This window comes from Gemmobacter megaterium, assembly GCF_900156815.1.
GTDB classification, from domain to species: domain Bacteria; phylum Pseudomonadota; class Alphaproteobacteria; order Rhodobacterales; family Rhodobacteraceae; genus Wagnerdoeblera; species Wagnerdoeblera megaterium.
In genome coordinates, this window is sequence record NZ_FTOT01000001.1 from 504454 (window position 1) to 530082 (window position 25629).

Annotated in this window: 20 protein-coding genes and 2 tRNA genes; 11 read left to right on the forward strand and 11 right to left on the reverse strand. The window is 66.4% G+C overall.

Translation table 11 applies throughout. The features are described from left to right. Positions 1 to 23: 23 nt before the first annotated feature. Entirely contained in the window at positions 24 to 1433 is a 1410-nt protein-coding gene (locus tag BW970_RS02355; protein WP_076528312.1) for a YcjX family GTP-binding protein, read from the forward strand. 1 nt (position 1434) lies between these two features. On the opposite strand, the gene BW970_RS02360 is transcribed toward BW970_RS02355, so the two are convergent. Further along, the gene (locus BW970_RS02360) at positions 1435 to 2652 is read right to left on the reverse strand and encodes an MFS transporter (protein ID WP_076528314.1); all 1218 of its coding nucleotides are present in this window, start codon (positions 2650 to 2652) and stop codon (positions 1435 to 1437) included. A gap of 132 nt (positions 2653 to 2784) precedes the next feature. On the opposite strand from BW970_RS02360, the gene speB reads away from it, so the two are divergent. The 3 genes from speB to ade are packed head-to-tail and all read left to right on the forward strand — an operon-like array spanning position 2785 to position 5889. After that, positions 2785 to 3750, forward strand: a complete 966-nt coding sequence (gene speB / locus BW970_RS02365; protein WP_076528316.1) for an agmatinase — start codon at positions 2785 to 2787, stop codon at positions 3748 to 3750. After that, complete coding sequence (locus BW970_RS02370; protein WP_083701099.1) at positions 3747 to 4190, forward strand: DUF1499 domain-containing protein; 444 nt, start codon at positions 3747 to 3749, stop codon at positions 4188 to 4190. The genes speB and BW970_RS02370 overlap by 4 nt, the downstream gene beginning before the upstream one ends. Position 4191: 1 nt before the next feature. Next, positions 4192 to 5889, forward strand: coding sequence for an adenine deaminase (gene ade / locus BW970_RS02375; protein WP_076528318.1), 1698 nt, complete (start codon positions 4192 to 4194; stop codon positions 5887 to 5889). A gap of 120 nt (positions 5890 to 6009) precedes the next feature. Here ade and BW970_RS02380 read toward each other — a convergent pair whose 3' ends face one another. Beyond that, the gene (locus BW970_RS02380) at positions 6010 to 6480 is read right to left on the reverse strand and encodes a YbaK/EbsC family protein (RefSeq protein ID WP_076528320.1); all 471 of its coding nucleotides are present in this window, start codon (positions 6478 to 6480) and stop codon (positions 6010 to 6012) included. A gap of 98 nt (positions 6481 to 6578) precedes the next feature. On the opposite strand from BW970_RS02380, the gene BW970_RS02385 reads away from it, so the two are divergent. After that, positions 6579 to 9365, forward strand: coding sequence for a bifunctional [glutamine synthetase] adenylyltransferase/[glutamine synthetase]-adenylyl-L-tyrosine phosphorylase (locus BW970_RS02385; protein WP_076528323.1), 2787 nt, complete (start codon positions 6579 to 6581; stop codon positions 9363 to 9365). A 181-nt stretch (positions 9366 to 9546) separates the two neighbouring features. On the opposite strand, the gene BW970_RS02390 is transcribed toward BW970_RS02385, so the two are convergent. Next, positions 9547 to 10164, reverse strand: coding sequence for a glutathione S-transferase family protein (locus BW970_RS02390; RefSeq protein WP_076528325.1), 618 nt, complete (start codon positions 10162 to 10164; stop codon positions 9547 to 9549). Between the two features lie 140 nt (positions 10165 to 10304). Between BW970_RS02390 and BW970_RS02395 the strand changes: the two genes are divergently transcribed. The 3 genes from BW970_RS02395 (at position 10305) to BW970_RS02405 (ending at position 14260) form a co-directional block, all read left to right on the forward strand. Further along, on the forward strand, positions 10305 to 11177 hold the full coding sequence (locus BW970_RS02395) for an AAA family ATPase (protein WP_188475528.1): 873 nt from the start codon (positions 10305 to 10307) through the stop codon (positions 11175 to 11177). Positions 11178 to 11443: 266 nt separating this feature from the next. Then, positions 11444 to 11520: transfer RNA gene (locus BW970_RS02400), tRNA-Met, on the forward strand. Positions 11521 to 11983: 463 nt separating this feature from the next. Beyond that, a complete protein-coding gene (locus BW970_RS02405; RefSeq protein WP_076528329.1) occupies positions 11984 to 14260 on the forward strand; it encodes a calcium-binding protein in 2277 nt (758 codons plus the stop codon). Between the two features lie 428 nt (positions 14261 to 14688). On the opposite strand, the gene BW970_RS02410 is transcribed toward BW970_RS02405, so the two are convergent. Together BW970_RS02410 and BW970_RS02415 are read right to left on the reverse strand one after the other, a co-directional pair. Further along, a tRNA-Thr gene (locus BW970_RS02410) sits at positions 14689 to 14763 on the reverse strand. Between the two features lie 49 nt (positions 14764 to 14812). After that, the gene (locus tag BW970_RS02415; protein WP_076528332.1) at positions 14813 to 16486 is read right to left on the reverse strand and encodes an ABC transporter permease; all 1674 of its coding nucleotides are present in this window, start codon (positions 16484 to 16486) and stop codon (positions 14813 to 14815) included. A 96-nt stretch (positions 16487 to 16582) separates the two neighbouring features. On the opposite strand from BW970_RS02415, the gene BW970_RS02420 reads away from it, so the two are divergent. Both BW970_RS02420 and BW970_RS02425 read left to right on the forward strand, forming a co-directional pair. Further along, positions 16583 to 17467 carry a hypothetical protein gene (locus tag BW970_RS02420; RefSeq protein ID WP_076528334.1) on the forward strand — a complete coding sequence of 295 codons (885 nt, stop codon included), beginning with the start codon at positions 16583 to 16585 and terminating at the stop codon, positions 17465 to 17467. Positions 17468 to 17566: 99 nt separating this feature from the next. Continuing rightward, positions 17567 to 18049 carry a DUF2867 domain-containing protein gene (locus BW970_RS02425; RefSeq protein ID WP_229740426.1) on the forward strand — a complete coding sequence of 161 codons (483 nt, stop codon included), beginning with the start codon at positions 17567 to 17569 and terminating at the stop codon, positions 18047 to 18049. An 89-nt stretch (positions 18050 to 18138) separates the two neighbouring features. Here the strand turns inward: BW970_RS02425 and BW970_RS02430 are convergent, their stop codons facing one another. Together BW970_RS02430 and dksA are read right to left on the reverse strand one after the other, a co-directional pair. After that, positions 18139 to 19329, reverse strand: a complete 1191-nt coding sequence (locus BW970_RS02430) for an FAD-dependent monooxygenase (protein ID WP_076528336.1) — start codon at positions 19327 to 19329, stop codon at positions 18139 to 18141. Between the two features lie 76 nt (positions 19330 to 19405). Further along, positions 19406 to 19828 (reverse strand): RNA polymerase-binding protein DksA, encoded by a 423-nt coding sequence (gene dksA, locus BW970_RS02435; protein ID WP_076528338.1) that lies wholly within the window; start codon positions 19826 to 19828, stop codon positions 19406 to 19408. A 254-nt stretch (positions 19829 to 20082) separates the two neighbouring features. Here dksA and BW970_RS02440 point away from each other — a divergent pair, with 254 nt between their 5' ends. Continuing rightward, the gene (locus tag BW970_RS02440) at positions 20083 to 20928 is read left to right on the forward strand and encodes an AAA family ATPase (protein ID WP_076529177.1); all 846 of its coding nucleotides are present in this window, start codon (positions 20083 to 20085) and stop codon (positions 20926 to 20928) included. A gap of 45 nt (positions 20929 to 20973) precedes the next feature. Here BW970_RS02440 and hflX read toward each other — a convergent pair whose 3' ends face one another. The 4 genes from hflX to trkA form a co-directional block, all read right to left on the reverse strand. Next, positions 20974 to 22257 carry a GTPase HflX gene (gene hflX, locus BW970_RS02445; RefSeq protein ID WP_076528340.1) on the reverse strand — a complete coding sequence of 428 codons (1284 nt, stop codon included), beginning with the start codon at positions 22255 to 22257 and terminating at the stop codon, positions 20974 to 20976. Further along, a complete protein-coding gene (hfq, locus tag BW970_RS02450; protein WP_028028559.1) occupies positions 22254 to 22487 on the reverse strand; it encodes an RNA chaperone Hfq in 234 nt (77 codons plus the stop codon). The genes hflX and hfq overlap by 4 nt, the downstream gene beginning before the upstream one ends. Positions 22488 to 22644: 157 nt before the next feature. After that, the gene (locus BW970_RS02455) at positions 22645 to 24162 is read right to left on the reverse strand and encodes a TrkH family potassium uptake protein (RefSeq protein ID WP_076528342.1); all 1518 of its coding nucleotides are present in this window, start codon (positions 24160 to 24162) and stop codon (positions 22645 to 22647) included. Next, entirely contained in the window at positions 24163 to 25539 is a 1377-nt protein-coding gene (gene trkA, locus BW970_RS02460; protein ID WP_076528345.1) for a Trk system potassium transporter TrkA, read from the reverse strand. Between the last annotated feature and the right edge of the window lie 90 nt (positions 25540 to 25629).

The following is a 25629-nucleotide window of genomic DNA, read 5'->3' on the forward strand; positions in this document are numbered from 1 at the left end:
GCTGCCCCCGGAGGGGCTTTCCGATGGGTGTGACCGAGTTTGCGCAGGACCTTGCACATGGGGTGGAAACGCGGGTCTCGGCCCTGTCGGGCGCCTTCCTTGATCCCGTGATCCGGCTGGGCGTGACCGGACTTGCGCGGGCAGGCAAGACGGTGTTCATCACCTCGCTGGTGTCGAACCTGCTGGATCGCGGGCGGATGCCGCAGTTGCGGGCCGCGGCCGATGGCCGGATCGAGGCGGCCTGGTTGCAGCCGCAGCCGGATGATACGATCCCCCGCTTTGACTATGAAGGTCATCGCGCTGCCCTGACCGGAGCATCGCCGCATTGGCCGGAGTCGACCCGCGCCGTATCGGAATTACGGTTGTCGCTGCGGTTGCGGCCAGCGGGGCTGTTCGGGCTGACCGGGCCGCGCAAGGTGCATATCGATATCATCGACTATCCGGGCGAATGGTTGCTGGATCTGTCGCTGATGGATCTGTCCTTTCAGCAATGGTCCGAGGGTGTCCTGGCGCGGGTGGCCTTGCGCGACGAGGCTGCGGGCTATCGGGCTTCCTTGCAGGGGCTGGTCGAGTCCGGCTGGGACGAGCCGGTGGCGCGGCGGCTGGCCGATGGCTGGCGCGCGGTGCTGGTGGCCTTGCGCAAGGCGGGTCTGTCGGATGTCACGCCGGGGCGGTTCCTGATGCCGGGAGAGCTGGAAGGGTCGCCTGCCTTGACCTTTGCGCCGCTTCCGCGTCCCGAGGCTCCGGCGCGCGGCGGGTTGTGGCGCGAGATGGAGCGCCGGTTCGAGGCCTACAAGGCCCGCGTCGTGCGTCCGTTCTTTCGCGATCATTTCGCACGCATCGACCGGCAGGTGGTGCTGGTCGATGCGCTGGAGGCGATCCATGCCGGGCCTGCCGCGCTGGAGGATATGCGCCGGGCCATGGCGGGTGTGTTGCAGGCGTTCCGGCCAGGGCGCGGGGGGCTGTTGGCCGAGTTGATTGGCGGCAAGCGGGTGGACCGGATCCTGTTTGCGGCGACGCGGGCCGACCATTTGCATCACAGCCAGCACGCCCGGTTGTCCGCCATTCTGGCCGCCATGTTGCGCGAGGCGCGGGACCGGGCGGATTTCGCCGGGGCGCAGACGGCGGCGATGGCCATCGCCTCGTTGCGGGCCACGACCGAGGTCGATCTGTCACGCGGGGGCGAGACCATTCCCGCGGTGCAGGGTGTCTTGCAGGCCACGGGGCGGACAGCGGCGATGTATGCCGGGGATTTGCCGACCGATCCGACCCGTCTGCTGAGCCCGGCGCGCGAGGGGGCCGCAGGCTGGCTGGATGGGGATTATGCGGTGATGCGGCTGGCGCCGGCGCCGCTGGATCTGGCGCCGGGTCAGGGGTTGCCGCATATCCGGCTGGATCGGGCGGCGGAATTCCTGCTGGGCGACCGGCTGTAGGCTATTCCAGCCGCAGCCGCAGCAGGGCGTAGACCAGCAGCAACGCGCAGCCCGCCGAGGCCATCAGGAAGGGCGCTCGCAGTGCCATCTCGCGTCCGAGGCCCGGTTCGGCAAGGGCGACGATGGCGCCCCCGGCCAAGGCGCCCAAGGGCATTGAGCCCCAGCCGAAGAACCGATAGATGCTGTTCACCCGTCCCAGCAGCATCGGCGGAATCCGGCGCTGGCGCCAGGAGACGGTGATCACATTCCAGACCATGGCCGCAGCCATCACGGCAAAGAGCGCAAGGGCCATGGTTGTGCCGGTGCCGGACAAGCCGACAAGGGCATATCCGGCCGACCAGGTGGCAATCGACAGGTAGAGACAGCCCATGCCACCCAACCGCCGGGCCAGATGCGGGGCCAGAAGGCTGCCGGTGATGGCCCCGGCAGCGGCCACCGACAGCACGACGCCATAGGCAGCCGCGGTCAGCGCCAGCACCTCTTGCGCCAGCAGCACCTGGATGGTGATCGTGGCAACGGCCATAAAGTTGGACAGGCCCAGCACCACCGCCAGCCGCAACAGCGGGCGGTCGGCGCGCATGAAGGCGATGCCCTCGACCAGCGCGGGCCAGAACCGGGCCGTGCTGCGGATGTGGCCGGGCAGGGTGATCAGCCAGACCAGCCCCGCTGCCAGCACAAGGGCCGCAACATCGAGACCAAAGGGCACGGCGATACCTGCCCCGATCAGCACCCCGGCGAGCGGCGGGCCGATGAACTGGCCGGTCAGTTGCTCGGCGCTCCACAGCTGGCCGTTCGCGGTCTCCAGATCGGCGCGAGCGACCAGGTCGGGCAGAATGGTCTGGGCCGCATTGTCCCGCAGCACCTCGGCCGAGCCGAGGAGAAAGGCAAGCGCGGCCAGCAGCCAGACCGCCTGCGGGGCCGGATCGCCAAGGGCCAGCATCAGGATGCCGCACACGATGGCCGCCCGCAGCAGATCGGCCCGCGCGATCAGGCGGCGACGGTCGGCGCGGTCGATGATGACCCCGGCGGGAAGCGCAAAGATCAGCCATGGCAGGCGAGACGCAGCGGCCACGGCAGCAATGGCCAGCGGATCGCGGGTCATCAGCGTGGCAAGCCAAGGCAGCGCCAGCGCCACCACACCATCGCCCAGATTGGTCAGCGCCCCTGCGGCGAACAGCAGCCGGTAGTTGCGGTTGCGGATCAGGAGCGGTGCTGCCATCGTCGTTCCTTGCCTTGGGTCAGGCCAGACGGTGCGGCGCGGGGGCGCCATCTGTCAAGCGGGCGGCGTGCCCCATGGACAGCGGCGTCCGCGCGGTGTCTGATCCCTGGCGACGCAATCAATGGGGGCGCCATGGCACTGGAAGATGCAAAATCGCAGGTCGATCTGGCGTTCACCCGCGCCGATCCGCGCGGATTGGCCTATGAAAACGCCTTTGGCGGCGCCACCAGCTTTTTGCGGCGACGCTATACCAAGGACTTGTCCGGGGTTGATCTGGCGGTGACGGGGGTGCCGTTCGACCAGGCGGTGACGCATCGGACCGGCGCGCGGTTCGGGCCGCGTGCCATCCGCGAGGTGAGCACGCTGCAACCTTTTGATCCGCCGCACGGCTGGGGGTTTTCGCCGCTGGAGGAGCTGTCGGTGGTGGACTACGGCGATCTGGCCTTTGACTATGCCAGGATTGCCGCATTTCCCGAGGCACTGCGCGCCCATATCGCAGGCATCCTTGCGGCAGGGGCGGGGACGCTGGTGCTGGGTGGGGATCATTTCATCAGCCTGCCGATCCTGCGCGCCCATGCCGCGCGGCATGGGCCACTGGCGCTGATCCAGTTCGATGCCCATTCCGACCTGTGGCCAGACGACGATATGGAACGGATCGACCATGGCACTTGGACCTACAAGGCGGTGCAGCAGGGCCTGATCGACCCGGCGCGGTCGGTCCAGGTTGGCATACGCACCCAGTGCGACGACTATTGCGGGCTGGAGATGATCGACGCCCGTGCGTGCCACGAGTTGAGGGCCGCCGCAGTGGCCGAACGCATCCGGGCGCGGGTGGGCGATGCGCCGTGCTATATCAGCTTTGACATCGACGCGCTGGACCCGGCCTTTGCGCCCGGCACCGGCACGCCGGTCTGGGGCGGGCTGGCCAGTTGGCAAGCCGCGGCCATCCTGCGCGATCTGGCCGGGATCCGGTTGATTGGGGGCGATGTGGTCGAGGTGTCGCCGCCCTATGACCATGGCATGATCACCGCCGTCGCAGGCGCCCATGTGGCGATGGAGTTGATCTGCCTTTATGCCTGGACCCGGAGGGCGGGGTGAAACTGGTGCTGTATCTCGTGGCGGCGGCCGGTATCGCGGTTGCGGGGCTGCTGGTCTGGGTCCGGGTGGCGCCGTCGGATCCGGCGCGCTGGCATGTCGATCCTGTGGTGGCGCCCGATCCGGCAACGCCGAACTGGGCGCGCATCCAGCCCGGCGAGATTGTGGCCCCCGAGGGAACCCTGGCCGCACGGCTGGAGGTGGCGCTGGCGCGCGAGCCCAACATGCGCCATCTGGCCGGATCGCTGCGCGAGGGCTGGGCGAGCTATGTGCAGCGGTCGCGGTGGATCGGCTATCCGGACTATATATCGCTGCGGATCCTGCCGCACGCGGCAGGCGGGGAAACGCTGGCGGTTCTGTCGCGGTCACGCTTTGGCCGGTCGGATCTTGGGGTGAATACGGCACGCTTGGCGCGTCTGCGCACGGCATTGCAAGGAGACTGACATGACCCAACTGCACCATCGCATCCGTCAGGGTCGCGGGGCCGAACCCGCCGATCTGGTTCTGAAGGGCGGGCGGGTGTTCTGCGTCGTCACCGGCGACGCCATCGAGGGGGATGTGGCGATCTGCGGCGATACCATCGTCGGCATCGGCCACAGCTACAGCGGCAGGCGCGAAATCGACGTGGCTGGCAAATGGCTGGTGCCCGGCTTCATCGACACGCATCTGCATGTCGAAAGCTCGCTGGTCACACCGTTCGAATTCGACCGCTGCGTTGCCCCGCGCGGGGTGACAACGGCCATCTGCGATCCGCACGAGATTGCCAATGTCGCCGGGGTGCCGGGGATCCGGTATTTCCTGGAGGCCGCGCGGCATCTGGTGATGAGCCTGCGGGTCAATCTGTCGTCCTGCGTGCCGTCGAGCCCGATGGAAACCGCAGGCGCCCGGATCGAGGCGGCGGATCTGGTCCCGCTGATGGCGGATCCGGCGGTGATCGGCCTGGCCGAGTTCATGAATTATCCTGGCGTGATCCACGAGGATCCCGGCTGTATGGCCAAGCTGGAGGCATTTCAGGGCCGCCATATCGACGGCCATGCCCCGCTGTTGTCAGGGCGCGACCTGAACGCCTATATCGCGGCCGGCATTCGTACCGAACACGAGGCGACGACGGCGGCCGAGGCGCGGGAGAAGCTGCAAAAGGGCCTGCGCGTGCTGATCCGCGAAGGCTCCGTCTCCAAGGACATGGTGGCGCTGGCCCCGGTGCTGTCGCTGGCGACCAGCCCCTACATGTGCCTGTGCACCGATGACCGCAATCCGCTGGACATCGCCGAACATGGCCATCTGGACCATATGATCCGCTATCTGATCGGCCAGGGCATTCCGCCGCTGGCCGTGTACCGCGCCGCCAGCCTGTCGGCGGCCGAAGCCTTTGGATTGAAGGATCGCGGACAGATCGTGGCCGGGCGGCGCGCGGATATTGTCGCCATGGACCGGCTGGAAGACTGCCGCGCCGATCTGGTGATCTGCGGCGGTGTTGTGGTTGGCGAGGCGGCCTTTGCCGCGCGGGGCCATGTGGCGCCGGTGGCGCGGCATTCGGTCAAGGCGGCGAAGGTTGCGGCACCGGATTTCCGCTATCGCGGCAATGGCGAGGAGGTGCCGGTGATCGGCATCTGGCCCGGCAAGATCCTGACCGAACATCTCCGCGAGACGGTGGCGCCAGTGGACGGCGACCGCCGCCCTGACCCTGCGCGCGATCTGATGCGGATCGCGGTGATCGAGCGTCACGGCATCAACGGCAATATCGCCAATGGCTTCGTGCGCGGCTTCGGGATGCAGGCGGGGGCCATCGCCTCGACCGTCTGTCACGATCATCACAACATCGCGGTGGTCGGGGCGGATTATGCCGATATGGCACTGGCGGCGAACCGGCTGGGCGAGATCGAGGGCGGGTTCGTCGTGGTCCGGGACGGGCAGGTGCTGGCGGAACTGGCGCTGCCGGTGGCCGGGCTGATGAGCCTGGAGCCGTTCGAGGTGGTCCATGCCGCGTTGGAGCGGTTGCGCGCGGCGGCCGTGTCGCTGGGCGTGGTGCTGGAAGAGCCCTTCCTGCAACTCGCCTTCCTGGCGCTGCCGGTGATCCCGCATCTGAAGATCACCGACCGCGGCATGGTGGATGTGGACCGCTTTTGCCTGATCGAAGGATAGGGGGGCTGTCTGCCCCCCTCTGGCCCGTTCCGGGCCATTCACCCCCCGAGGGTATTTCTGGCAAGATGAAACGCAGGCGGATCCTGCCGCCTGTCCTGCCAAGATGGCGCCGCCGGGGGATCAGGTCGTGAAATCGGCGCGCATGGCGCCGGTGATGCGGACCAGCGTTTCCGCGTCGATGGAAAAGATATGCCGTGGCGTGCCTGCGGCGGCCCAGAGCAGGGGAAAGTCGAACAGGCGGGGGTCGATCCAGACGGGAAGCGCCGTCAGATGTCCGACGGGCGCGACACCGCCGATGGCAAAGCCGGTTTCGGCGCGGATCAGGGCCGCATCGGCCTTGCCCAGCGGCTCGCCGGCCAGGGCGCTGGCTTTGGCCGCATCGACCTGATTGCCGCCCGCAGTCAAGAACAGCTTGGCATGTCCGCTGTCCAGGCCCTTGAAGATGATGGATTTGGCGATCTGGTCGATCTGACAATCCGCGGCGGCGGCGGCCTCGGCCGCGGTGCGGGTGCTGGCGGGCATCTCGCGCAGGTCGGCCGTCACGCCTGCGGCGGCAAGGGCGGCTTTCACCCGGTCCAGACTGCTGCTCATCGGTGGCTCCTGTGATTGCGGACACAGGCTTAGCGGGCCGGTGGCGGGCCTGCAAGGCGGGCGTTGACGGCGGCGGGGCGGCTGCGCATGGTGCTCGCATGTCGTTTTCATCCCGCCTGACCCGCCAGCCGATCGCCTATGACCCCGATGCCGGTGCCGATGCCGCGCTGGCCTTTGGCGATCTCGCGCCGGAGGTGCGCGGGGTGATTGCGGGCGCCGCCGGGTGCAGCCCCTATCTGAAGGGGTTGATGGGGCGCGAGGCGGATTGGCTGCGGGCCGCGCTGGCCGCAGAGCCCGACGGGGTTCTGAACGGGGAACTGGACCCGCTGGGCGATGTTGCGCTGGCCGATCTGCCGGGGGCGCTGCGTCGGGCCAAGCGGCGCATCGCGCTCTATGCCGCGCTGGCCGATCTGGGGGGGGTCTGGCCGCTGGAGCGGGTGACCGGCGCGCTGACCGCACTGGCCGACCGCGCCGTGGATCTGAGCCTGAAGCGGCTGGTGGCCGAGGAGATCCGGCGTGGCAAATTGCCGGGACAGCAGCCGGAGGATGCCGCGACGGCGGGCGGCATGGTCGCCTTGGCGATGGGCAAGATGGGCGCGGGGGAGTTGAACTATTCGTCGGATATCGACCTGATCTGCCTGTTCGACGAAACCCGCTATTCCGGTAGCGATGCCCAGGAGGCGCGTGCGGCGTTTATCCGCGTCACGCGCAAGATGAGCGCGATCCTGTCCGATATCACGGGCGATGGCTATGTCTTTCGGTCCGACCTGCGGCTGCGCCCCGATGCCAGTGTGACGCCGGTGTGCATTTCGATGGCGGCGGCCGAGCAATATTACGAATCCGTCGGACGCACCTGGGAGCGCGCCGCCTATATCAAGGCGCGGCCCTGCGGCGGGGACCTGGAGGCGGGGGGGCGGTTCCTGCGCACGCTGACGCCCTTTGTCTGGCGCCGCCATCTGGATTTCGCGGCCATTCAGGATGCGCATGACATGCGGCTGCGCATCCGCGACCACAAGGGGCTGGCCGGGCCGGTGGTGATCGCGGATCACGACATGAAACTGGGGATCGGCGGGATCCGCGAGATCGAGTTCTTCACGCAGACCCGGCAACTGATCGCAGGCGGGCGCGACCCGGATCTGCGCGACCGGACCACGGTGGGCGGGCTGGTCGCGTTGGCGGCCAAGGGCTGGATCCCGGCGGACGTGGCAGATGAATTGTCCGGGTTGTATCGCCAGCACCGCGAGGTGGAGCATCGCTTGCAGATGGTTAACGATGCCCAGACCCACCGGATGCCCGCGACCGCCGAGGGGATCGACCGGATCGCGCGGTTCTGCGGGAGTGGCGACACGGCGGCGTTTCGCGCGGTGCTGAAGGGCAGGCTGATGCGGGTGGCCGAGCTGACCGAGAGCTTTTTCGCACCTGGCGAGGCGGCGGACGGGCCGGAGCTGACGCCGCAGATGGCCGGGATCGTCGATGGCTGGCGCAGTTATCCGGCCTTGCGTTCGGACCGGGCGCGGCAGATCTTCAAGCGGGTGCGCCCGCAGATTCTGGCGCGGCTGATGCGGGCTGCAAGCCCGGACGAGGCGTTGACCGCCTTTGACGGGTTCCTGTCGGGCCTGCCTGCCGGGGTGCAACTGTTTTCGCTGTTCGATGCCAACCCCTCGCTGATCGAGCTGATCGTCGATATTGCCGGGACGGCCCCGGAACTCGCGCGGCACCTCAGCCGCAATTCCGCGGTGCTGGATGCGGTGATCGGTGGCAGCTTCTTTGCGCCCTGGCCGGGGGTGGCCGGATTGGTGCAGGGCCTGACCGCGCAGGTGGCGACGGTCGAGGATTACGAAAAGAAGCTCGACCTGACCCGCGCCTGGATGAAGGAATGGCATTTCCGAATTGGCGTTCATCATCTGCGCGGCCTGACCGATGCCTTCGAGGCCGGGAAAAGCTATGCCGAACTGGCCGAGGCGGTTGTCGTGGCGCTTTGGCCTGTGGTGGTGGCCGAATTCGCCCGCAAGCATGGGCCGCAGCCGGGCAGGGGGGCGGCGGTGCTGGGCATGGGCAGCCTGGGGGCCGGGCGGCTGAATGCCGGGTCGGATCTGGATCTGATCGTGATCTATGATGCCGACGGGATCGAGAGTTCGGAGGGGCCGCGCCCGCTGGCGACGCGGGCCTATTTCGCCCGTCTGACCCAGGCGCTGGTCACGGCGCTGACCGCGCCGATGCCGAACGGGCGCCTCTACGAGGTGGATATGCGGCTGCGCCCGTCGGGGCGGCAAGGGCCGGTGGCAACCTCCTGGGCCGCGTTCCGCAGCTATCAGGAAACCGAGGCCTGGACGTGGGAGCATCTGGCGCTGACGCGCGCGCGGATGCTGACGGGCAACCACGATCTGGGCGCCGAGATCAAGGCGTTTCGCCGGGCGCTGTTGGCAGACAAGGGCAAGGGGGCGACGGTGCGCGGTGATGTGGCCGACATGCGCGCAAGGTTGCTCGCGCATCGGCCTGGTGGCGGGTGGGAGGCCAAGGCAGGCCCCGGTCGGATCATGGACATCGAACTCGCCGCCCAGACCTGCGCGCTGATTGCCGGAGATCCCGCGCGGCGGGTCGAGGCGCAACTGCGGGCTGGCGCGCGCGCCGGTGTGATCCGCCGGGCCGAGGAGGAGACATTGCTGGGCGCCTATCGTCTGCTGTGGCGGGTGCAGGCCGCCGGGCGGCTGCTGTCGGTGCCTGTCCCGGACCCGGACGGGATGGGCGAAGGTGCGCGCAGTTTTGTCCTGCGCGAATGCGGGGCCGAGACGGCAGAGGCCCTTGGGGCGCGGATCCTGGCACTGACCGTCGCCGCCGATGGGGTGATAGATGCGGTGATGTCGGATCAGGCGGGCCGGGGATAGACCGGCTGTCCCATGCCGGACGCCGCTGCCGTCTGCGTCAGGCGCGGTCCTGGCCAACCCTCTGCGTCACCGGGGCCGTGACGATGCCATTGGCGGGCAAGGCCACGGCGCGATCTGGCGGGCGGTAGGCCATCTGCCGGAGCGCCAAGCCCGCCGGCACAGGGCCGCAAGTGCCGGGCGATCAGCCGTCAGGGAAGAAGTCACCGGGGCTTTGCATCGCGGGCAGGGCGCGCATCCGGTCCAGCCAGCCCGAAAGGGCTACATTCGGCGTGACCCCTGCCTTTGGCAGCCACTGGGCATAGCCCCAGACAGCGCAATCCCCGATGCCCGGCGCATCACCATGCAAAAAGGGCGCATCGCCCAGCAGCGCGGCAAAGCGCGCCTTGTCGGTGTCATAGCGCATCCGCAGCCAGTCCACCGCCCCAGGCGGAAAGCCGGCACCGCCGACGCGCCTGGCCTCTATCAACTGCGGCAGGCACATCCCGATGCGGTTCGCCTCCCACATCAGGATTTCACGGCCACGGCGCAGGCCCTGGGCGCTTTCTGCGCCAAGCACGCCGAAGCGGGTGGCAAGTTCCAGCAGGATGGCCCCCGACTGCACATAGGCCCCGCCATCGAGGATCAGCAGCGGCACTTCTGCAAACGGGCTGGCCGCAAGGAAGGCGGCAGGCCGCGTGCCCGGATCCGCCCAGATGTCGACCCCGACAGTGCGGTGCGGCACACCGGCCAGCGCCAATGCCAGCGCCACCTTGCACGCATGGCCGGAGTCGGCATGACCATAAAGTAGAATCTCTGCCATCGCGTGATCCTTTGGTATTACGACCCAATCCCGCGCAGGGGCCTTGCCCCTTGTCAAGTGGGCGCGCTGGCCGCAGGTTGGGGCCAGCCAGGGAGGATCACGTGCACCAACCCATCGCTTCGATCGAGGCCGTACAGCAGATGCTTGCGGCGCAATCCTATGTCTGCGGCAGGCCCTTGGCGACGGTGCTGTTTCTGGCGCTGCGGCTGGGGCGCCCCTTGTTTCTGGAAGGCGAGGCCGGCACCGGCAAGACCGAGATCGCCAAGGCCATCGCCGCGGCGCTTGGCCGCCGCCTGATCCGGCTGCAATGCTACGAGGGGCTGGATGCTGCGTCGGCGGTCTATGAATGGAACTTCGCGGCGCAGATGGTGGCGATCCGGGCGGCCGAAGCGGCACAGGATGCGCAGCACCTGCGCACCGGGCTGTTCGGGCCGGAATTCCTGATTGAACGTCCCTTGCTGCAAGCGATGCGCCCGCAGGATGGTGGCGCCCCCGTGCTGCTGATTGACGAGATCGACCGGACGGATGAACCGTTCGAGGCCTTTCTGCTGGAGGCGCTGTCGGATTTTCAGGTCACGATCCCCGAGCTTGGCACGATCAAGGCGCCCGAAGCACCCATCGTGATCCTGACATCGAACCGAACGCGCGAGGTGCATGATGCCCTGAAGCGGCGCTGCCTGTACCACTGGGTCGATTATCCGGGGTTCGAGCGCGAGATCGAGATCCTTCACGCACGCGCCCCCGATGCCTCCGAGGCGCTCAGCCGCGAGGTGGTCGCCTTTGTCCAGCGTCTGCGCAGCGAGGATCTGTTCAAGAAGCCCGGCGTCGCGGAAACCATTGATTGGGCCAAGTGCCTGTTGGCGCTGGATGTCCTGACCCTGTCGCCCGAAGTGATCGCCGATACGCTGGGGGCTATTCTGAAGTATCAGGACGACATCGCGCGCCTGCAAGGCACCGAGGCCAAGCGCCTGCTGGACGAGGCCCGGCGCAGCCTGGTGCCCGCCGGGACTTGAGCGCGCCCGGCCCGGCGATTCGGCCCACCCGGCCCTGGCACCGCAATGCTGGCACCGTCGTTGCAGGTTCCCGGCCGGGATCAGGCGCCGCCGGTATCGACCTGATCCATCCCCAGGCCAGCGCCGTTTGTGGCTCCGGCCTGTATTGCCTGGTGCTGTGTCACCACCGCAGCAGAGTGGCTGCATGGGCAGGCGGTTCGATGATGGCGGGAGTTGACGTTTTCCCCTTGACGCTGTCCGCGCCTCACCTTAGGACGCCCCCCAGTGGCTAGGTAGCTCAGCTGGTTAGAGCGTGCGACTCATAATCGCAAGGTCGAGGGTTCGAGTCCCTCCCTCGCCACCACTGCTCCCCGACGTGTCGTGGCGCGTGATAGATATGCCCCCCAAAAGCAGCGCAGCAGGCCCGAGAGCGGGCGCATCGCACCCCGGTTCGGCGTGATCGCGCAGGCGTGGGACGATCATGGCCTGCACATTCGGGCCGCGCCTGCGAAGGCGCAGAAAATGCGTCGGATCCCCCCAGGCTTCTTCGTCGATACCCCGCAGGCTGCCCCCTTGAACCGGGTCGGGGTGACAACAAGATGGGCGCGAGGTCGTCACGACATCCTGCGCACCCAAGTGCCGCGCGCAACACCGCGCGCGGACCAGCCCAACATGCGGCGGATTGATCGCCAGGCCGGATCGTTGCAAGGGAAAACGCTTGATCGGTCCGCAAGATCAGTCAATCCTGACACAACGCGGCAGGCCGAATGGGGAATGTCGATTGATCCCTCGGGCCCAAGGCAGACAAGAGTGCAAGGGATTTAACGATGGCATTTGTTTTCGATTATTCAGGTTCCAGGCTTGGGCTGCCCGGCTACGCCGCCGAGAATGATTTGTTGTTCGGGCAGTTCTACGGTGCGCTGGCAATGCCGGCAGATTACTGGTCGGCAGAAGGCGGCCTGATTGGTGCCGTCAGCTGGTTTGAATATGACTACTCTGTGTCTCCGCCTCGCAGGTTCGTGCAGACGGGTCAAAGCCTCCTCGATTCCTATGGATCAGACCAGACAATCGGGCCTGGCGAGTCCTTCTTTCCGGTGGAAAGTGCGCGAACCCACAGGCAAGAGGCGCCCGCGAGTTACTTCGATGCGTCCGGGCAGTTCGTTCTGAGCAGCATCTACAATGGCTACAGCTATGGCTCGTTCCTCGCCTTTTCCGGCATCAGCGCACCCAGCCGGGCTCTCGGCGCCCACCCCGTCCGGCCTTACGACAGTTTCGGATCGGCCGCCTGGGGCGTGCGTGATCGGGCGACGGCGGCGAACGAACAGTTCCAGAAAGACCTGATCGCGATCGGAGAGACGCGACTTTCGGACGCCGGAACCCTCACCGTTCGGGCTTGGGCGAGCAACCCCCGGCGAGGCGACGATTTCGTACTCGTGATGACACCCGACGCGCATTCGCAAAAGACCATCGCCGATCTCATTGATTTTGATGTGGCGGGGGTATCGCCAGGCTACGGACAGTCGATCATCGGCACCGACATTGTTCGCGGCGAGGATATAGAGATCATTGGCACTGCCAAAGCAGATCATATGAGTTTCGCGGCCTTCCCGGCGCGCAGCCTGGCCGTGTCACTGGGGGCGGGCAACGACACATTCTATCTTTATGGCGAAGGGGACGGCGCGGACCGGATTGCAAGCCTGCCGGACAGGGTGACGGTTTCGGGCGGCGGTGGCAACGACTGGATTGATGTCGTCGCAGCCGGCGCGGTAACCATCGAAGGCGGCGGCGGCGACGACTATATCTATCTGACCTCGGCGACCGAAACCATCTCCAGGGTGTCTGTGCTGCGCGGTGGCAGGGGGCAGGATACGATCACCGCAGATCAGAGCCCGACCCGACAGTTCGGCGGTGCAGGCGATGACTTGCTGACCGGCGGGACGGGCAACGATACGCTACGCGGCGGATCGGGGGATGACTTCCTGTCCGATATGGTCATCAGCCGCGGCGGGCTTACGCGCTGGTTCGGATCGCCGAATGTTCTGCATGGTGAAGGCGGCAATGATCACATCTGGGGCGCTATTGGTGACGACTCGCTCTACGGCGGGCGGGGTGACGACACGCTCTGGGGCGCGCTTGGCGACGATGTGATGGCTGGGGGCGAGGGCAGAGACGCCTATGAATGGGGCACCGTGTATCGTGGTTTCAACGTCCCCCTTGGTGACAGCACGGTGATTGACAATGGCGGGCTGATCGTGATGTCCGATTTCTCCCCCTTCGGCTCGATCGGGCAGGACGACATGCTCCGCATCGGCAACGATCTGATCTTGGGGGATCCCGGAGATACGAGCCTTCGGATTGTGGATTTCTACAGCAATTCAGGGCGCTGGAGCGGCGCTTTCGATCAGGGCCTCGGTCCTGTACGTGACGCTGGCGTCATCGACATGGCGGCCGCACGAGCTCTGGCCCAAACGGCGACACTGGGCACCAACGCGGCCGATACGATCCAACTGTCTGCGCCCGGCGTTGCGTCTGGCCGGGGCGGTAACGATCATATGGTCGCAGCGAATGGTGCCAGCATGTTGTTCGGAGACGACGGCAACGATATGTTGAGGGGAGGCAGGGCTGCGGATACGCTCCTTGGTGGCGCGGGCGCGGATACGTTGCGGGGCAACAACGGCAATGACATCCTTGCCGGAAACGGGGCGGACGACGTGCTGTTCGGCGGCAAGGGCGGCGACCGCCTTTTCGGCGGCGGGGGCAATGACCGGCTGGATGGTGGCGGCGGGGCGGATACCCTATATGGCGGTTCCGGCAACGATACGCTGACCGGCGGCGGTGGCGCGGACCGATTCGTGTTTGCCATGGGATTTGGTGAGACCCATATCACCGACCTGAGCCTTCGGCAGGATGATGTCATCGCGATCTCTGGTTTCATGCTGGCTGGCCTGCCCAATCCTGGCATCGTCACACCAGCCTCGCTGGTGCAACTTTACGGCACGGTCGAAGACGGGCAGGTGGTGCTCGATTTCGGCTATGGCGACCGGATTGTCATCGAGAACGTCGCGAGGCTTGCCAACGTTGCTGCCGCCATAGAGATATTCTAGTCAAAGGCGTGCGAATGCCGTCGTTCCCCCGAGCGCCTCGGCCTTGCGCAGTGCGGCTGGCAGATCGAGGGTGCCCTGCGATCATAACGGCAACCGGCGGTGTCACGTGGTCCCCGGTTGGGTGGACGGCGTGCTGACCAGCACCGTCGCAGGGCCGGTCTGGGACGATGGCCCCTGGCTCGCGGGCATCCGATGCACGCGCCCAGCGGTCGCGGGGCCAATGTCAGGCGGCAGGAGTGCTAGGGGGCCTTCATGTGCAGCTAAACCGCACTGCCGTGCGGACATTGCATGGCTGTACCGCCCCCCTCGCCCTGTAGCGGACTGAAATCCATTCAGGTGCTGGAGGTCCGACCTTCTCGGAACAGCGGACCACCTTGCACTTCGCATGGGTCCTGGCGCATTGATATTCAGCGACCTATTCAGAAAACTGGTGCCGGCAGAGGGAATTGAACCCCCGACCCCCTGCTTACAAGGCAGACGCTCTACCGCTGAGCTATGCCGGCGCCACGTCTGTGATAGCCGCGCTGCGGGGCCAAGGCAAGTCGGCTTCTGTCAGCCGCGGGTGCCGCCAGCCTCGCGGGCGCTGCGGGCCAGCAGGCCAACGGCGATCAGGCTGACCGCGATGACCAGCAGCGCGGCGGGCGACGCTTCGGCCAGCGCCTCGACGCTGGCGCGCTCATGCACGCGGGTGGCCAGCGTGTCGTAGTTGAAGGGGCGCAACAGCAACGTGGCGGGCAGTTCCTTGACGCAATCGACAAAGACGACCAGCAGCGCCACACCGACCGAACCGCGCATCAGCGGCAGATGGACGGCGCGCAGCACCCCGCCACTGGTCCGCCCGAGCGACCGCGCGGCCAGCGGCAGCGAGGGCGCGATGCGGTCCATCGCGCTGTCGGTCGCCCCTTGGGCGATGGCGAAGAACCGCACGACATAGGCCAGCACGATCAGGCTGGCCGAGCCGGTCAGCAAAAGGCCGGGATCACGCCCTGTCAGCCATTGGACGGCATCGGCCATGCGGTGATCCAGCGCCGCCATCGGAATCAGCAGCCCGACGGCCAGCACGGCCCCCGGCGCCGCATAGCCGATTCCGGTCAGCGGCAGCATCAGTTGCGGCAGGCGCCGCCGGGACAGCCGGGCGCCATAGACGACAACCAGTGCGGCCCCCACGCATAGAACCGAGGCCAGCCCGCCAGTGACCATGGTATGGCCCAGTGCGCGGCCCAAGCCAGGGGTCAGCCAATGTTCGGGCTTGGACAGGGCGTGATGCGCGATCACCGCAACAGGCAGCACGAACCCGGCCGCAAATGGCAGGGCGCACAGCGCGGTTGCCAGCCATCCACGCCATCCGAGCAGCCGACGCGGCATGATGGGGCGCGATTGCCGCGCCGCGCGGTGAAAGCGCAGATTGCGCCGCCCCGCGCGTTCCACCCCCATCAGGGCCAGAATCACGCCCAGGCTGACCAGCGACAACTGCGCCGCGCCCCCTGCATTTCCGGCCGTCAGCCAGACCGAGAAAATTCCCGTCGTCAGCGTCTGGACACCGAAATAGCTGACTGCGCCGAAATCGTTCACCGTTTCCATGCAGGCCAGTGCCACACCTGCGGCAATCGCGGGTCGTGCCAGCGGCAGGCCGATGCGCAGGAACATGCCCCATGGGCCGGTCCCCAGCGCGCGGGCCACCTCGTAGGCATTGCCGGATTGCTCGCGGAATGCCGCGCGGGCCAGCAGATAGACATAGGGGTAATAGGCCGAGGACAGCACCAGAATGGCCGAGCCACGCGAACGCACTGCCGGAAACCAGTAGTCACGCGGCGTGACCCAGCCCATCCATCCACGCAAGGCCGTCTGGACCGGCCCCGCGAATTCGAACAGATCGACCAGTGCGTAGGCACCGATATAGGCCGGGACCGCCAGCGGCAGCAAAAGCGCGATCTCCAGAATCCGTGCGCCCGGAAAGCGGTACATCGCCACCAGCCAGGCCGCGCCGGCACCCACCGCAGCGGTCAGCACACCGACCCCCGCCATCAGGATGCCGGTATTGCTCAGATACCGGGGCAGGGTGGTGGCCATCATGTGGGGCCAGATATTCTCGACCGGATTGAACGCCAGCCAGACCACGGCGGCAACCGGCATCAGCACCATAGCGGCAATCAGGACAGAGGCCACCGACCAGGGGTCGGGCCGGACCAGGCGGCGGGGCGGGGGGGCTGTCGTGGGCTCGGCCATGCGATGGTCTATAAAGCGGTTTCTCTGCCGGGAAAACCGCCTATACTGCCCATGGACAAGGGGCCGCAGAGCCTTGTTGCGAAAGGTGCAGGCAGGATGCAGATCGTCTATCACCTCGGGGTGCATTGCACGGACGATGGCGGGCTGTTGCGCGTGTTGCTGCGCAACCGTGCGCTGTTGCGGCAAGAGCGCATCGCCGTGCCGGAACCTGACCGCTACCCCGATCTGCTGCGTGCTGCCGCATCTGTCTTTGCAGGGCGCGCGGCGGATGCGGCAGGGGCGGAACAATTGCTCGACGGTCTGTTGCCCGGTGCCGACGAGGATGAAACCGCGCGGCTGATCCTGTCGTTCGAAGGCTTCCTGGCCTTTCCCCGCGATGCCGTGACGCAAAGCCAGCTTTATCCCGCCGCAGCCGCACGCAGCCGCGGTCTGGCAGCGCTGTTCCCCGAGGACGGGGTAGAGTTCCATCTGGCGATCCGCAATCCCGCCACCTTCCTTCCGGCGCTGTCCGCCCGCCGCAAGGCCAAGGGGCAGGAGCCGTTGCCCGACGGCTTCGATGCCCAGGCGCTGCGCTGGTCCGAATTGCTGGAGCGCATCCACGCGGCCTGTCCCGAGGCGGGCCTGACCGTCTGGTGCGACGAGGACACGCCGTTGATCTGGCATTCTGTTCTGCGCGCGGTTTCCGGCCATGACGAGGGGATAGAGCTGGCCCATGCGCTGGATCTGCCGGCCAGCCTGATGTCGGAAGTGGGCCAGCGCCGCATGGCCGCATGGCTGGCCGAAACCAAACCCCTGACCGATGCCGAGCGCCGCCGTGGGATCGCCGATTATCTGGAGCGTTTTGCCCTGCCCGAAAGGCTGGAGGTCGAGGTCGATCTGCCCGGCTGGACCGACGAGACCGTCGCCCGGCTGACCGAAGCCTACGAGGCCGATTGCGCCCGGATTGCCGGATTGCCCTGGGTTCGGTTCCTGACACCCTGACCCGCGCGTCCGCGCCCGCCCGCCTTGCGCGCATGTGACACATGGCCGGATGCCATGGGCCCCGGCAATCTTGGGCAATTCCCGCGCGAAGGTTCCGCCATGACGATGGTTCTGCCCAATACCAACAGCCACATTCTGGGCGCGACAGAGCACCTGGATTTTCTGGATCGCCAGACCGTGCGCCTGCCGCGACCCTTGGGCGCGCTGGAGGCCTGGAACCTCCTCATGGCGCGTCCGTTGCCGTTCATGGCACTCGCCTTTCGCATCCGCGACGCGGTGTCGTCGCGCTTTGGCGTGCGCCGGATCGGCGGGTTCAGCGGGGCGCGGCGCGACAGCGTGGCGGTTGGCGACCGGCTGGAGTTCTTTCTGGTGGAGCACAGCGCCCCGGATGTTCTGGTTCTGACAGAGCGCGACCGCCATCTCGACGTGATGACCTGCATTTCGACCATGGGTGAAGAGCTGGCCATAACATCTTCGGTTAAAACGCATAATTTCTTTGGCCGGCTCTATATGCTGCCTGTCGCCCCGGCGCATCGCCTGATCGTGCGGACGATGTTGCGCCGCATGGCACAGATGGCATAGCACCGCATCGCGGACCGCCGCCGGGCATCCGGCGCGCGCGTCTGATCACGGCGCCGGGCGCCCCGGATCGGGGCCAACGCCAGAGGCGTCTAGCCTGCGGCCACATTCATGCCGTGGATCCAGTCATAGCGCCGAAGCAACTGGCCGGGCGCCAGTCTGGAGATGGTGCGCAGCCCCAGATGTGCCACCTCGCGCATCGGGCTGCGCAGGTGATAGTTGCGGGCATTGGCCGTGGCAGCGGCCACGATCCGCGCCGTGCGCCCCGCCCGCGCCGATTGATACCCCGCCAATGCGGCCGCCAACGACGTGTGATTGGCAAGAGACGAAGCCAGAACCCAGGCATCCTCCAACGCCATATTCGCACCTTGTGCCAGAAAGGGCAGGGTCGGATGCGCCGCATCGCCCAGCAAGGCCACGCCGCGGGTGGTGGCCTCGGGTGCGACCCATCCCCAGCGTTTGGCCACCGGATGCCGGAACAGCCCCCACAACCAGCATTCGTCCACCTGCTCCAGCCAGCCCTGCACACGCGGTGCGAAACTTTCGAAGGCAAGACGCAGTTCCATCGCATCGTCCTTCAGCGCCCAGCCTTCCTCGACCCAGGTGCTGCGCTCCTCGACGGCGACAATGTTGCGCAGCCGACCGTCGCGCAAGGGATAGCTGACCAGATGGCGGCCGGGGCCCATATGGACCTCTGCCACGGGGGCGCAATCCGCCTCGGCGGGAATCACCGCGCGCCAGGCGACCTGCCGGGTGAACAGCGGATCGGCGGCGCCGTTCAAGGCGCTGCGCACGACGGAATGCAGGCCATCGGCCCCGATCAGCAAGCCGGGGCGCAGTTCGGCCCCCTGCGCGGTGACAAGCACGGGGCCTGCCTCGGTCAGGGCGACCCGCTCCGCCCGTTGCAACAGTCGCAACTCCACCCCGGCATCCCGCGCCGCCTGCAACAAGACCGCGATCAGATCGGCGCGATGGAGAAAATGCCAGACCTGCCCCGGTCGCAACTGCGCCAGATCCAGCCGCGCGATCAGGTCGCCATAGAGGCCGTCCCGCAACTCGACCGCTTCCGACGCGAGCCCGGCGGCAGCCAGGGCCCCGCCAAGTCCCAGCGCCGCCAGCACGGCCGCACCGTTCGGGGTGATCTGCAATCCTGCGCCGACCTCGCGCACGGCCTCGGCCTGTTCAAGGACAGTGACCTTTGCGCCGCGCAACGCCAGGGCCCGCGCCACCGCCAGCCCGGCGATGCCCGCCCCAAGAACCGTGATCTCCTGCCCGATCAGCATTGCTGCCCCCTGAAACGGACACGCCGGGGAATGGCCCCGGCGCGCTCAATCGCTGTGAATGGCCGGCCCGCCGGGGTCAGTCGTCGCGGTGAACACGCTCGCGCCGCTCGTGACGCTCTTGCGCCTCCAGCGTCATCGTGGCGATGGGGCGCGCATCCAGCCGCTTGAGGCTGATCGGTTCGCCCGTCATCTCGCAATAGCCGTATTCGCCATTCTCGATCCGCCGCACTGCCGCGTCGATCTTGGCGATCAGCTTGCGCTGACGGTCACGAGTCCGAAGCTCCAGCGCGCGATCGGTCTCTTCACTGGCGCGATCCGCCAGATCAGGAACATTGCGGGCGCTTTCGCCAAGCGTGTCCAGCGTCTCGGCGCTTTGACCAAGCAATTCTGCTTTCCAGATCAACAGCTTGCGGCGGAAATATTCCAACTGCCGCGCGTTCATGAAAGGTTCGTCCTCGGCCGGACGGTAATCCTCTGGAAGGAAGGTTTCCGCTTTCATCCTGGCTACCTCTTCAAAACCGGATCGCGGCATGGTCCGTCACCGCCGATCCCCGGTACCTGTGCGCGCTGCACTTAGCCCATGGTCCCGGCAATGTCACTACACATTGCGCCCGCGCGACCGCTTTTGCCCGGCTTGCACGAATTGTGGGCGCGTGCACCCGGCGCGGGCGGCCCACGGGACAGCGGTGCTTGCAAATGCGGTTGCGGCTGGGTAACCCGGCAGCAGCACAAGGGAGGAATGTCCGGATGACCATGCGCTTTCAGGGGACCGAAGCCTATGTCGCAACCGAGGATCTGACGGTTGCCGTCAACGCGGCTGTCACCCTGCAACGCCCGCTTCTGGTCAAGGGCGAACCCGGAACCGGCAAGACGGAACTCGCCCGCCAGGTCGCCCAGGCGCTGGGTCTGCCGATGCTGGAATGGCATGTCAAATCGACCACCCGCGCGCAACAGGGGCTGTACGAATATGATGCCGTATCGCGCCTACGCGACAGCCAGTTGGGCGACGAACGGGTCAAGGACGTCAGAAACTACATTCGCAAGGGCAAGCTCTGGCAGGCGTTCGAGGCCGAGGGCCGCGTGGTGTTGCTCATCGACGAAATCGACAAGGCCGACATCGAATTCCCGAACGATCTGCTTCAGGAACTCGACCGGATGGAGTTTTTCGTCTACGAAACCGGCGAGACGATCCGGGCCAGACAGCGGCCCATCGTCATCATCACCTCCAACAACGAAAAGGAACTGCCCGACGCCTTTCTGCGCCGCTGTTTCTTTCACTACATCCGCTTCCCGGACATGGAGACGATGCGCCGCATCGTGGCGGTGCACTTCCCCCAGATCAAGGATGCGGTGCTGACAACGGCGCTGACCCAGTTCTATGAATTGCGCGAACAGCCGGGGCTGAAAAAGAAACCCTCGACCTCCGAGGTGCTGGACTGGCTGAAGCTGCTGCTTGCCGAGGATCTCTCGCCGGAGGATCTGAAGCGCGAAGGGACCAGCCTGTTGCCAAAGCTTCACGGCGCATTGCTGAAGAACGAACAGGATGTTCACCTGTTCGAACGCCTTGCCTTCATGGCGCGGCGTCAGCAGGGCCGCTAGGCGCATCAGGATCAGAGCGGGGGCCCCGGTCGGTTCTGCGCCGGCTCAGAGCGCGCGGAACTGATGGGCCTGTCGGTCCGTCCACAGCACGGTCATGGACCAGCTGTCCTCGGTTTCGCGTTCTTCGCTGATCAGCCCGCGCTCGTGCAACCAGGCCCGCTTGCGTCCGTCCGAGAACGGCAAGGACAGCGCGCGTTCATGCCGTTCCTCGCCCAGGTGGTCATTGACGACATCCAGCAGGCGGTCAATTCCCTCGCCGGTCAGCGCAGAGACGGGCAGCACATCGGCGCGCAGCCCGGCATTGGCCATCATGGCGTCGCGTGCCGTGTCCGCCACCTGATCCAGCTTGTTCCAGACCTCCAGGACCGGCACATCCGGCCTTACGCCCAGCGAGCCCAGAATCTCGGCCACATCCGCCGCCTGTTCGGATGTCTCGGGATGCGAGATGTCGCGGACATGCAGGATCAGATCCGCCTCAAGCACCTCTTCAAGGGTGGCGCGGAATGCGGCGACCAGTTGGGTTGGCAGATCGGAAATGAATCCGACGGTGTCGGACAGGATGATCCGCCGCCCCGAGGGCAACACGACACCGCGCATGGTAGGATCGAGAGTGGCAAACAGCATGTCCTTGGCCATAACCTCGGCGCCGGTCATGCGGTTGAACAGCGTGGATTTTCCGGCGTTGGTATAGCCAGCAAGCGCCACGATGGGAAAGGGAACCTTGCGCCGGGCGGCCCGGTGCAGTTCACGGGTTTTCGCCACCTTGTCGAGCTGGCGTTTCAGCCGGATGATCTGCTCGTCGATGGCGCGGCGGTCGGCCTCGATCTGGGTTTCACCGGGGCCGCCGACAAAGCCAAAGCCACCGCGCTGGCGTTCCAGGTGGGTCCAGGCCCGCACCAGCCGCGTGCGTTGATAGCTGATTGCGGCCAGTTCCACCTGCAACACGCCCTCTCGGGTGCGCGCGCGATCGGCAAAGATCTCCAAGATCAGGCCGGTGCGATCCAGCAGTTTGACGCCCCATTCCTTTTCCAGATTGCGCTGCTGGACTGGCGTCACCGGGCCATCGACCAGCACGAGGTCTACCTCGGCCTCCTTGAGGCGGGATTTGAGATCCTCGACCTTGCCCGAGCCGAACAGCATTCCCGGCTGGGCCCGCGGCAAACGCACGATTTCAGCGCCGCAGACCTGCATTTCGGGCAGGGCGGCTGCCAGGGATACCGCTTCGGCCAGTCTATGCTCTGGCAGGCGGCGTCCCGGATCGGACTTCAGGTCGGGGTGAATGACCCAGGCGCGCGTATCGCGCCCGGCGGTGTTGAAAACCTCGGTCAATCGTCGCCTTCATACAGGCTGATCGGCTGGCCCGGCATGATGGTCGAGATCGCGTGCTTGTAGACAAGCTGCGACTGTCCATCCCGGCGCAGAAGCACGCAGAAATTGTCGAACCAGGTGATCACGCCCTGCAGCTTCACCCCGTTGATCAGGAAGATGGTCACCGGAATCTTGGCCTTGCGGACGTGGTTCAGGAATGCGTCCTGCAGGTTCTGTTTGTCACCAGCCATGTTTTATTGCCTTTGTCGCGCGTTCTTATTGGCGTTTATGTCGCGGTTCCTCCCCGCGCAGTGAATATGGGCCGGGTTGGCGGGAGATTCCAGCCCAAAAAACAGTCCGTTACGGACCTAAGTCCGAATTTCCCCGGAAACCGGGGGAAACACCTTGCTAGCGGCGCCAGGCGGCAGGCAGAAAAAACGCCAGCAAGGCCAGTGTTTCAAGGCGTCCGACGACCATGGCGAGGGCAAGAACCGCCTTGGCGGCGGGAACAAGATTGCTCCACCCGGTTTCCGAAAGTTGACTGGCGGCCGCCATCGGCCCCGTGGTGGTCAACGCAGAGACCGACAGGACCAGACCGCGCTCGAAGGGAATTCCCAGCAAGGCCAGGATCAGGTTCACAACGCCAAGCGACAGCGCAAACAGCATGAAAAAGACAAATGCGATGAACGCCCCTTCGCCTCGCATCTGCCGCGCTGCCGGCCCGCCGCCGCCCACCGATGACGGCTCCGACAGCCGGTCGAGCTCGCGGCGGCCGAGTTTGTACAGCGCATAGACCCGCAACAGCTTGACCCCGCCTGCGGTGGTTGCCACCCCACCCCCGATCATCGACAGGCCAAGCAGGATCAGCCAGGGCGCATCCATCCCCGACCAGGCGCGGGCATCCGCCCAACCTGCGGATTCGAATCCCGTCGTGGTCAGGAAGGACAGCACCGTGAACGCCGCGCCCCACAGGGCCTGAACAGCCTGCCAGGCATCGTTGGTCAGTTGCCCCTCGAATGCGCCGATCCAGTGGCGCAGAAACAGGGCCACCGGGACCAGAATCAGGAACGCCATGCCAACCCGCAGTTCGGGATCGCGGATCAGCGGCACTTCGGTTTCGATCCGCGCGGCGCCGGGCATGAAGCGGCGGGTCAGCGCAAACAGCAGGGCCAGCGCGATGATCATCTCGCCCATGGTGCCCGACGGAGCATCGGACAGGCGCAGCAGCGGAGAGACGCCAGAGGTTGAAACGGTCGCCATGGCATGCATCAGCGCGACCAGGCCCGGATCCCCCGCGATGCGCAGCGCAATCCAGACCAGGGCGGTCAACGCCGCATACACCGGCAATAGGGTCGCGGCATGACGCAACAGGCGTTGCGACGGTTCTGTCACCGGCCCGGTTTGTCCGGGCTCCAGGCGCACCCGTCCAATGGCGCGCGGCGCATAGAGTTCGAAGCCGCCAAGATGTTGCGAGGCCAGGATTCCCGTTGCCGAGACCAGGATGAAGAACCCGCCGAACCAGCCGACCAGCCCGCGCCACAGATGCACCGGGTCCGGCAGGCGCCCCGGCGTGTCATACAGCGTGGCCCCCGTGGTGGTAAAGGCGGACACCATTTCGAACCAGGCGTTGAAATAGCTGGTGTCCCGCACCGCCTCGGAGAACGGCAGCGCCAGGACCGGCGGCAGAAAGGCATAGACCAGCACGAAGCTTCGCAGGTGGCTGCGCGCGGGATTGTGGGGCTTCCACCCCGCAGTGGCGATGGCCACAAGCACCGTCAGCACCAGAATCAGCGTCGCCGGGTAAAAGAAGGCGCGCGCAATACGGTGTTGGTCCAGCGACAGGGCGTGAATCGCCGGCACATACATGGCCAGCGCGGCAAGTCCCGTCAGCACCACCGGCAAGGGCAGGGCGGTCAGGCGCAACATCTAGAAATAGTCGATGGAGACCTGCAACAGGCGCTCCACCTCTGGGACATCGGCGGCCATGGCGAACAGGGCGATGATATCGCCCTCCTCGATCCGCAAGGAAGGGTGGGCCCGCACCACTTCGCTGCCCTTCATCACCATGCCGACCAGCACACCTTCGGGAAACGCGATGTCGCGCACCAGCTTGCCGGCGATCGACGAGGTGGACAGTACCTGCGCCTCGATCACCTCGGCCTCGGAATCGCCAAGCGAATAGATGGCGCGCACCCGGCCATGGCGGATATGCTTGAGAATGGAGGAAACCGTCGTGGCCCGCGGGTTGATATAGGCATCCACGTCCAGCACATCGGTCAACGGCACCAGCGTTGGATCATTGACCAGCGCAATGGCCAGTTGGCACCCCATCTGTTTGGCGCGCACCGATACCAGCAGGTTGGTCCGGTCGTCTTCGGTCACGGCAAGAATGGCATCGGCGCGGTCGATATCGGCCTCTTCGAGGATTTCCATGTCAAGGCCGTCGCCGTTCAGCACGATGGAGCGTTCCAGCGCGTCGGCGGCCAGTTCGGCCCGCTGACGGTTGCGCTCGATCACGCGCACGCGCACCCGCTCTGCCCGCTGTTCCAGCGCCTGCGCAACGGCAAGGCCCACGTTGCCCGCGCCCACCACGACCACGCGCTCTTGCTTTTTTGTCGCTTTTCCAAATATTTCCAGGGTTCTCTTCACGTCATCGACATGGCTGAAGACATAAATCCGGTCTTCTGCAAGCAACTGGTCGCCGGGGTCCGGGGCAAACAGTCGGCCATCGCGGCGAATGCCGACGACCACGGCCCGCAGGGTCGAGAACAGATCGGTCAACTGGCGCAGGGGTGTGTTCAGCACCGGGCAATCGGCATCCAGCGCGAGCCCCAGAAGCTGCGCCCGACCGTCCAGAAACGCCTCTGTGTCAAAGGCCGCAGGCGCCGCGATGCGTTGCAAGGCGGCTTCGGCGACTTCGCGTTCCGGGCTGATCACCACGTCAATCGGCAGATGGTCCTGCCGGTACAGGTCGGCGTGCATCGCCTCCAGATAGGCGCGGGCGCGCAGGCGGGCGATCTTGCGCGGCACGCCGAACATGGAATGCGCGACCTGGCAGGTGACCATGTTCACCTCGTCGGAATAGGTGGCGGCGATGAGCATGTCTGCATCGCGCGCCCCAGCCTTTTCCAGCACCGAAGGCCAGGAGGCGAATCCCGCGATGCCCTGCACGTCCAGCGTATCGGCCGCGCGCCGCACCAGATCGGCGTTGGAATCAACGATGGTGACATCGTTGTTTTCGCCCGCCAGTTGACGGGCGATCTGCCAGCCGACCTGGCCGGCACCGCAGATGATGACCTTCATGTTCTGCCGTTCCGTCCTGTGCCGTGCCTGCAACTTGCATCGCAGAAAGGCGATCAGCGGTCAACACGGGCGCTATGGGCGGCCGCTCGC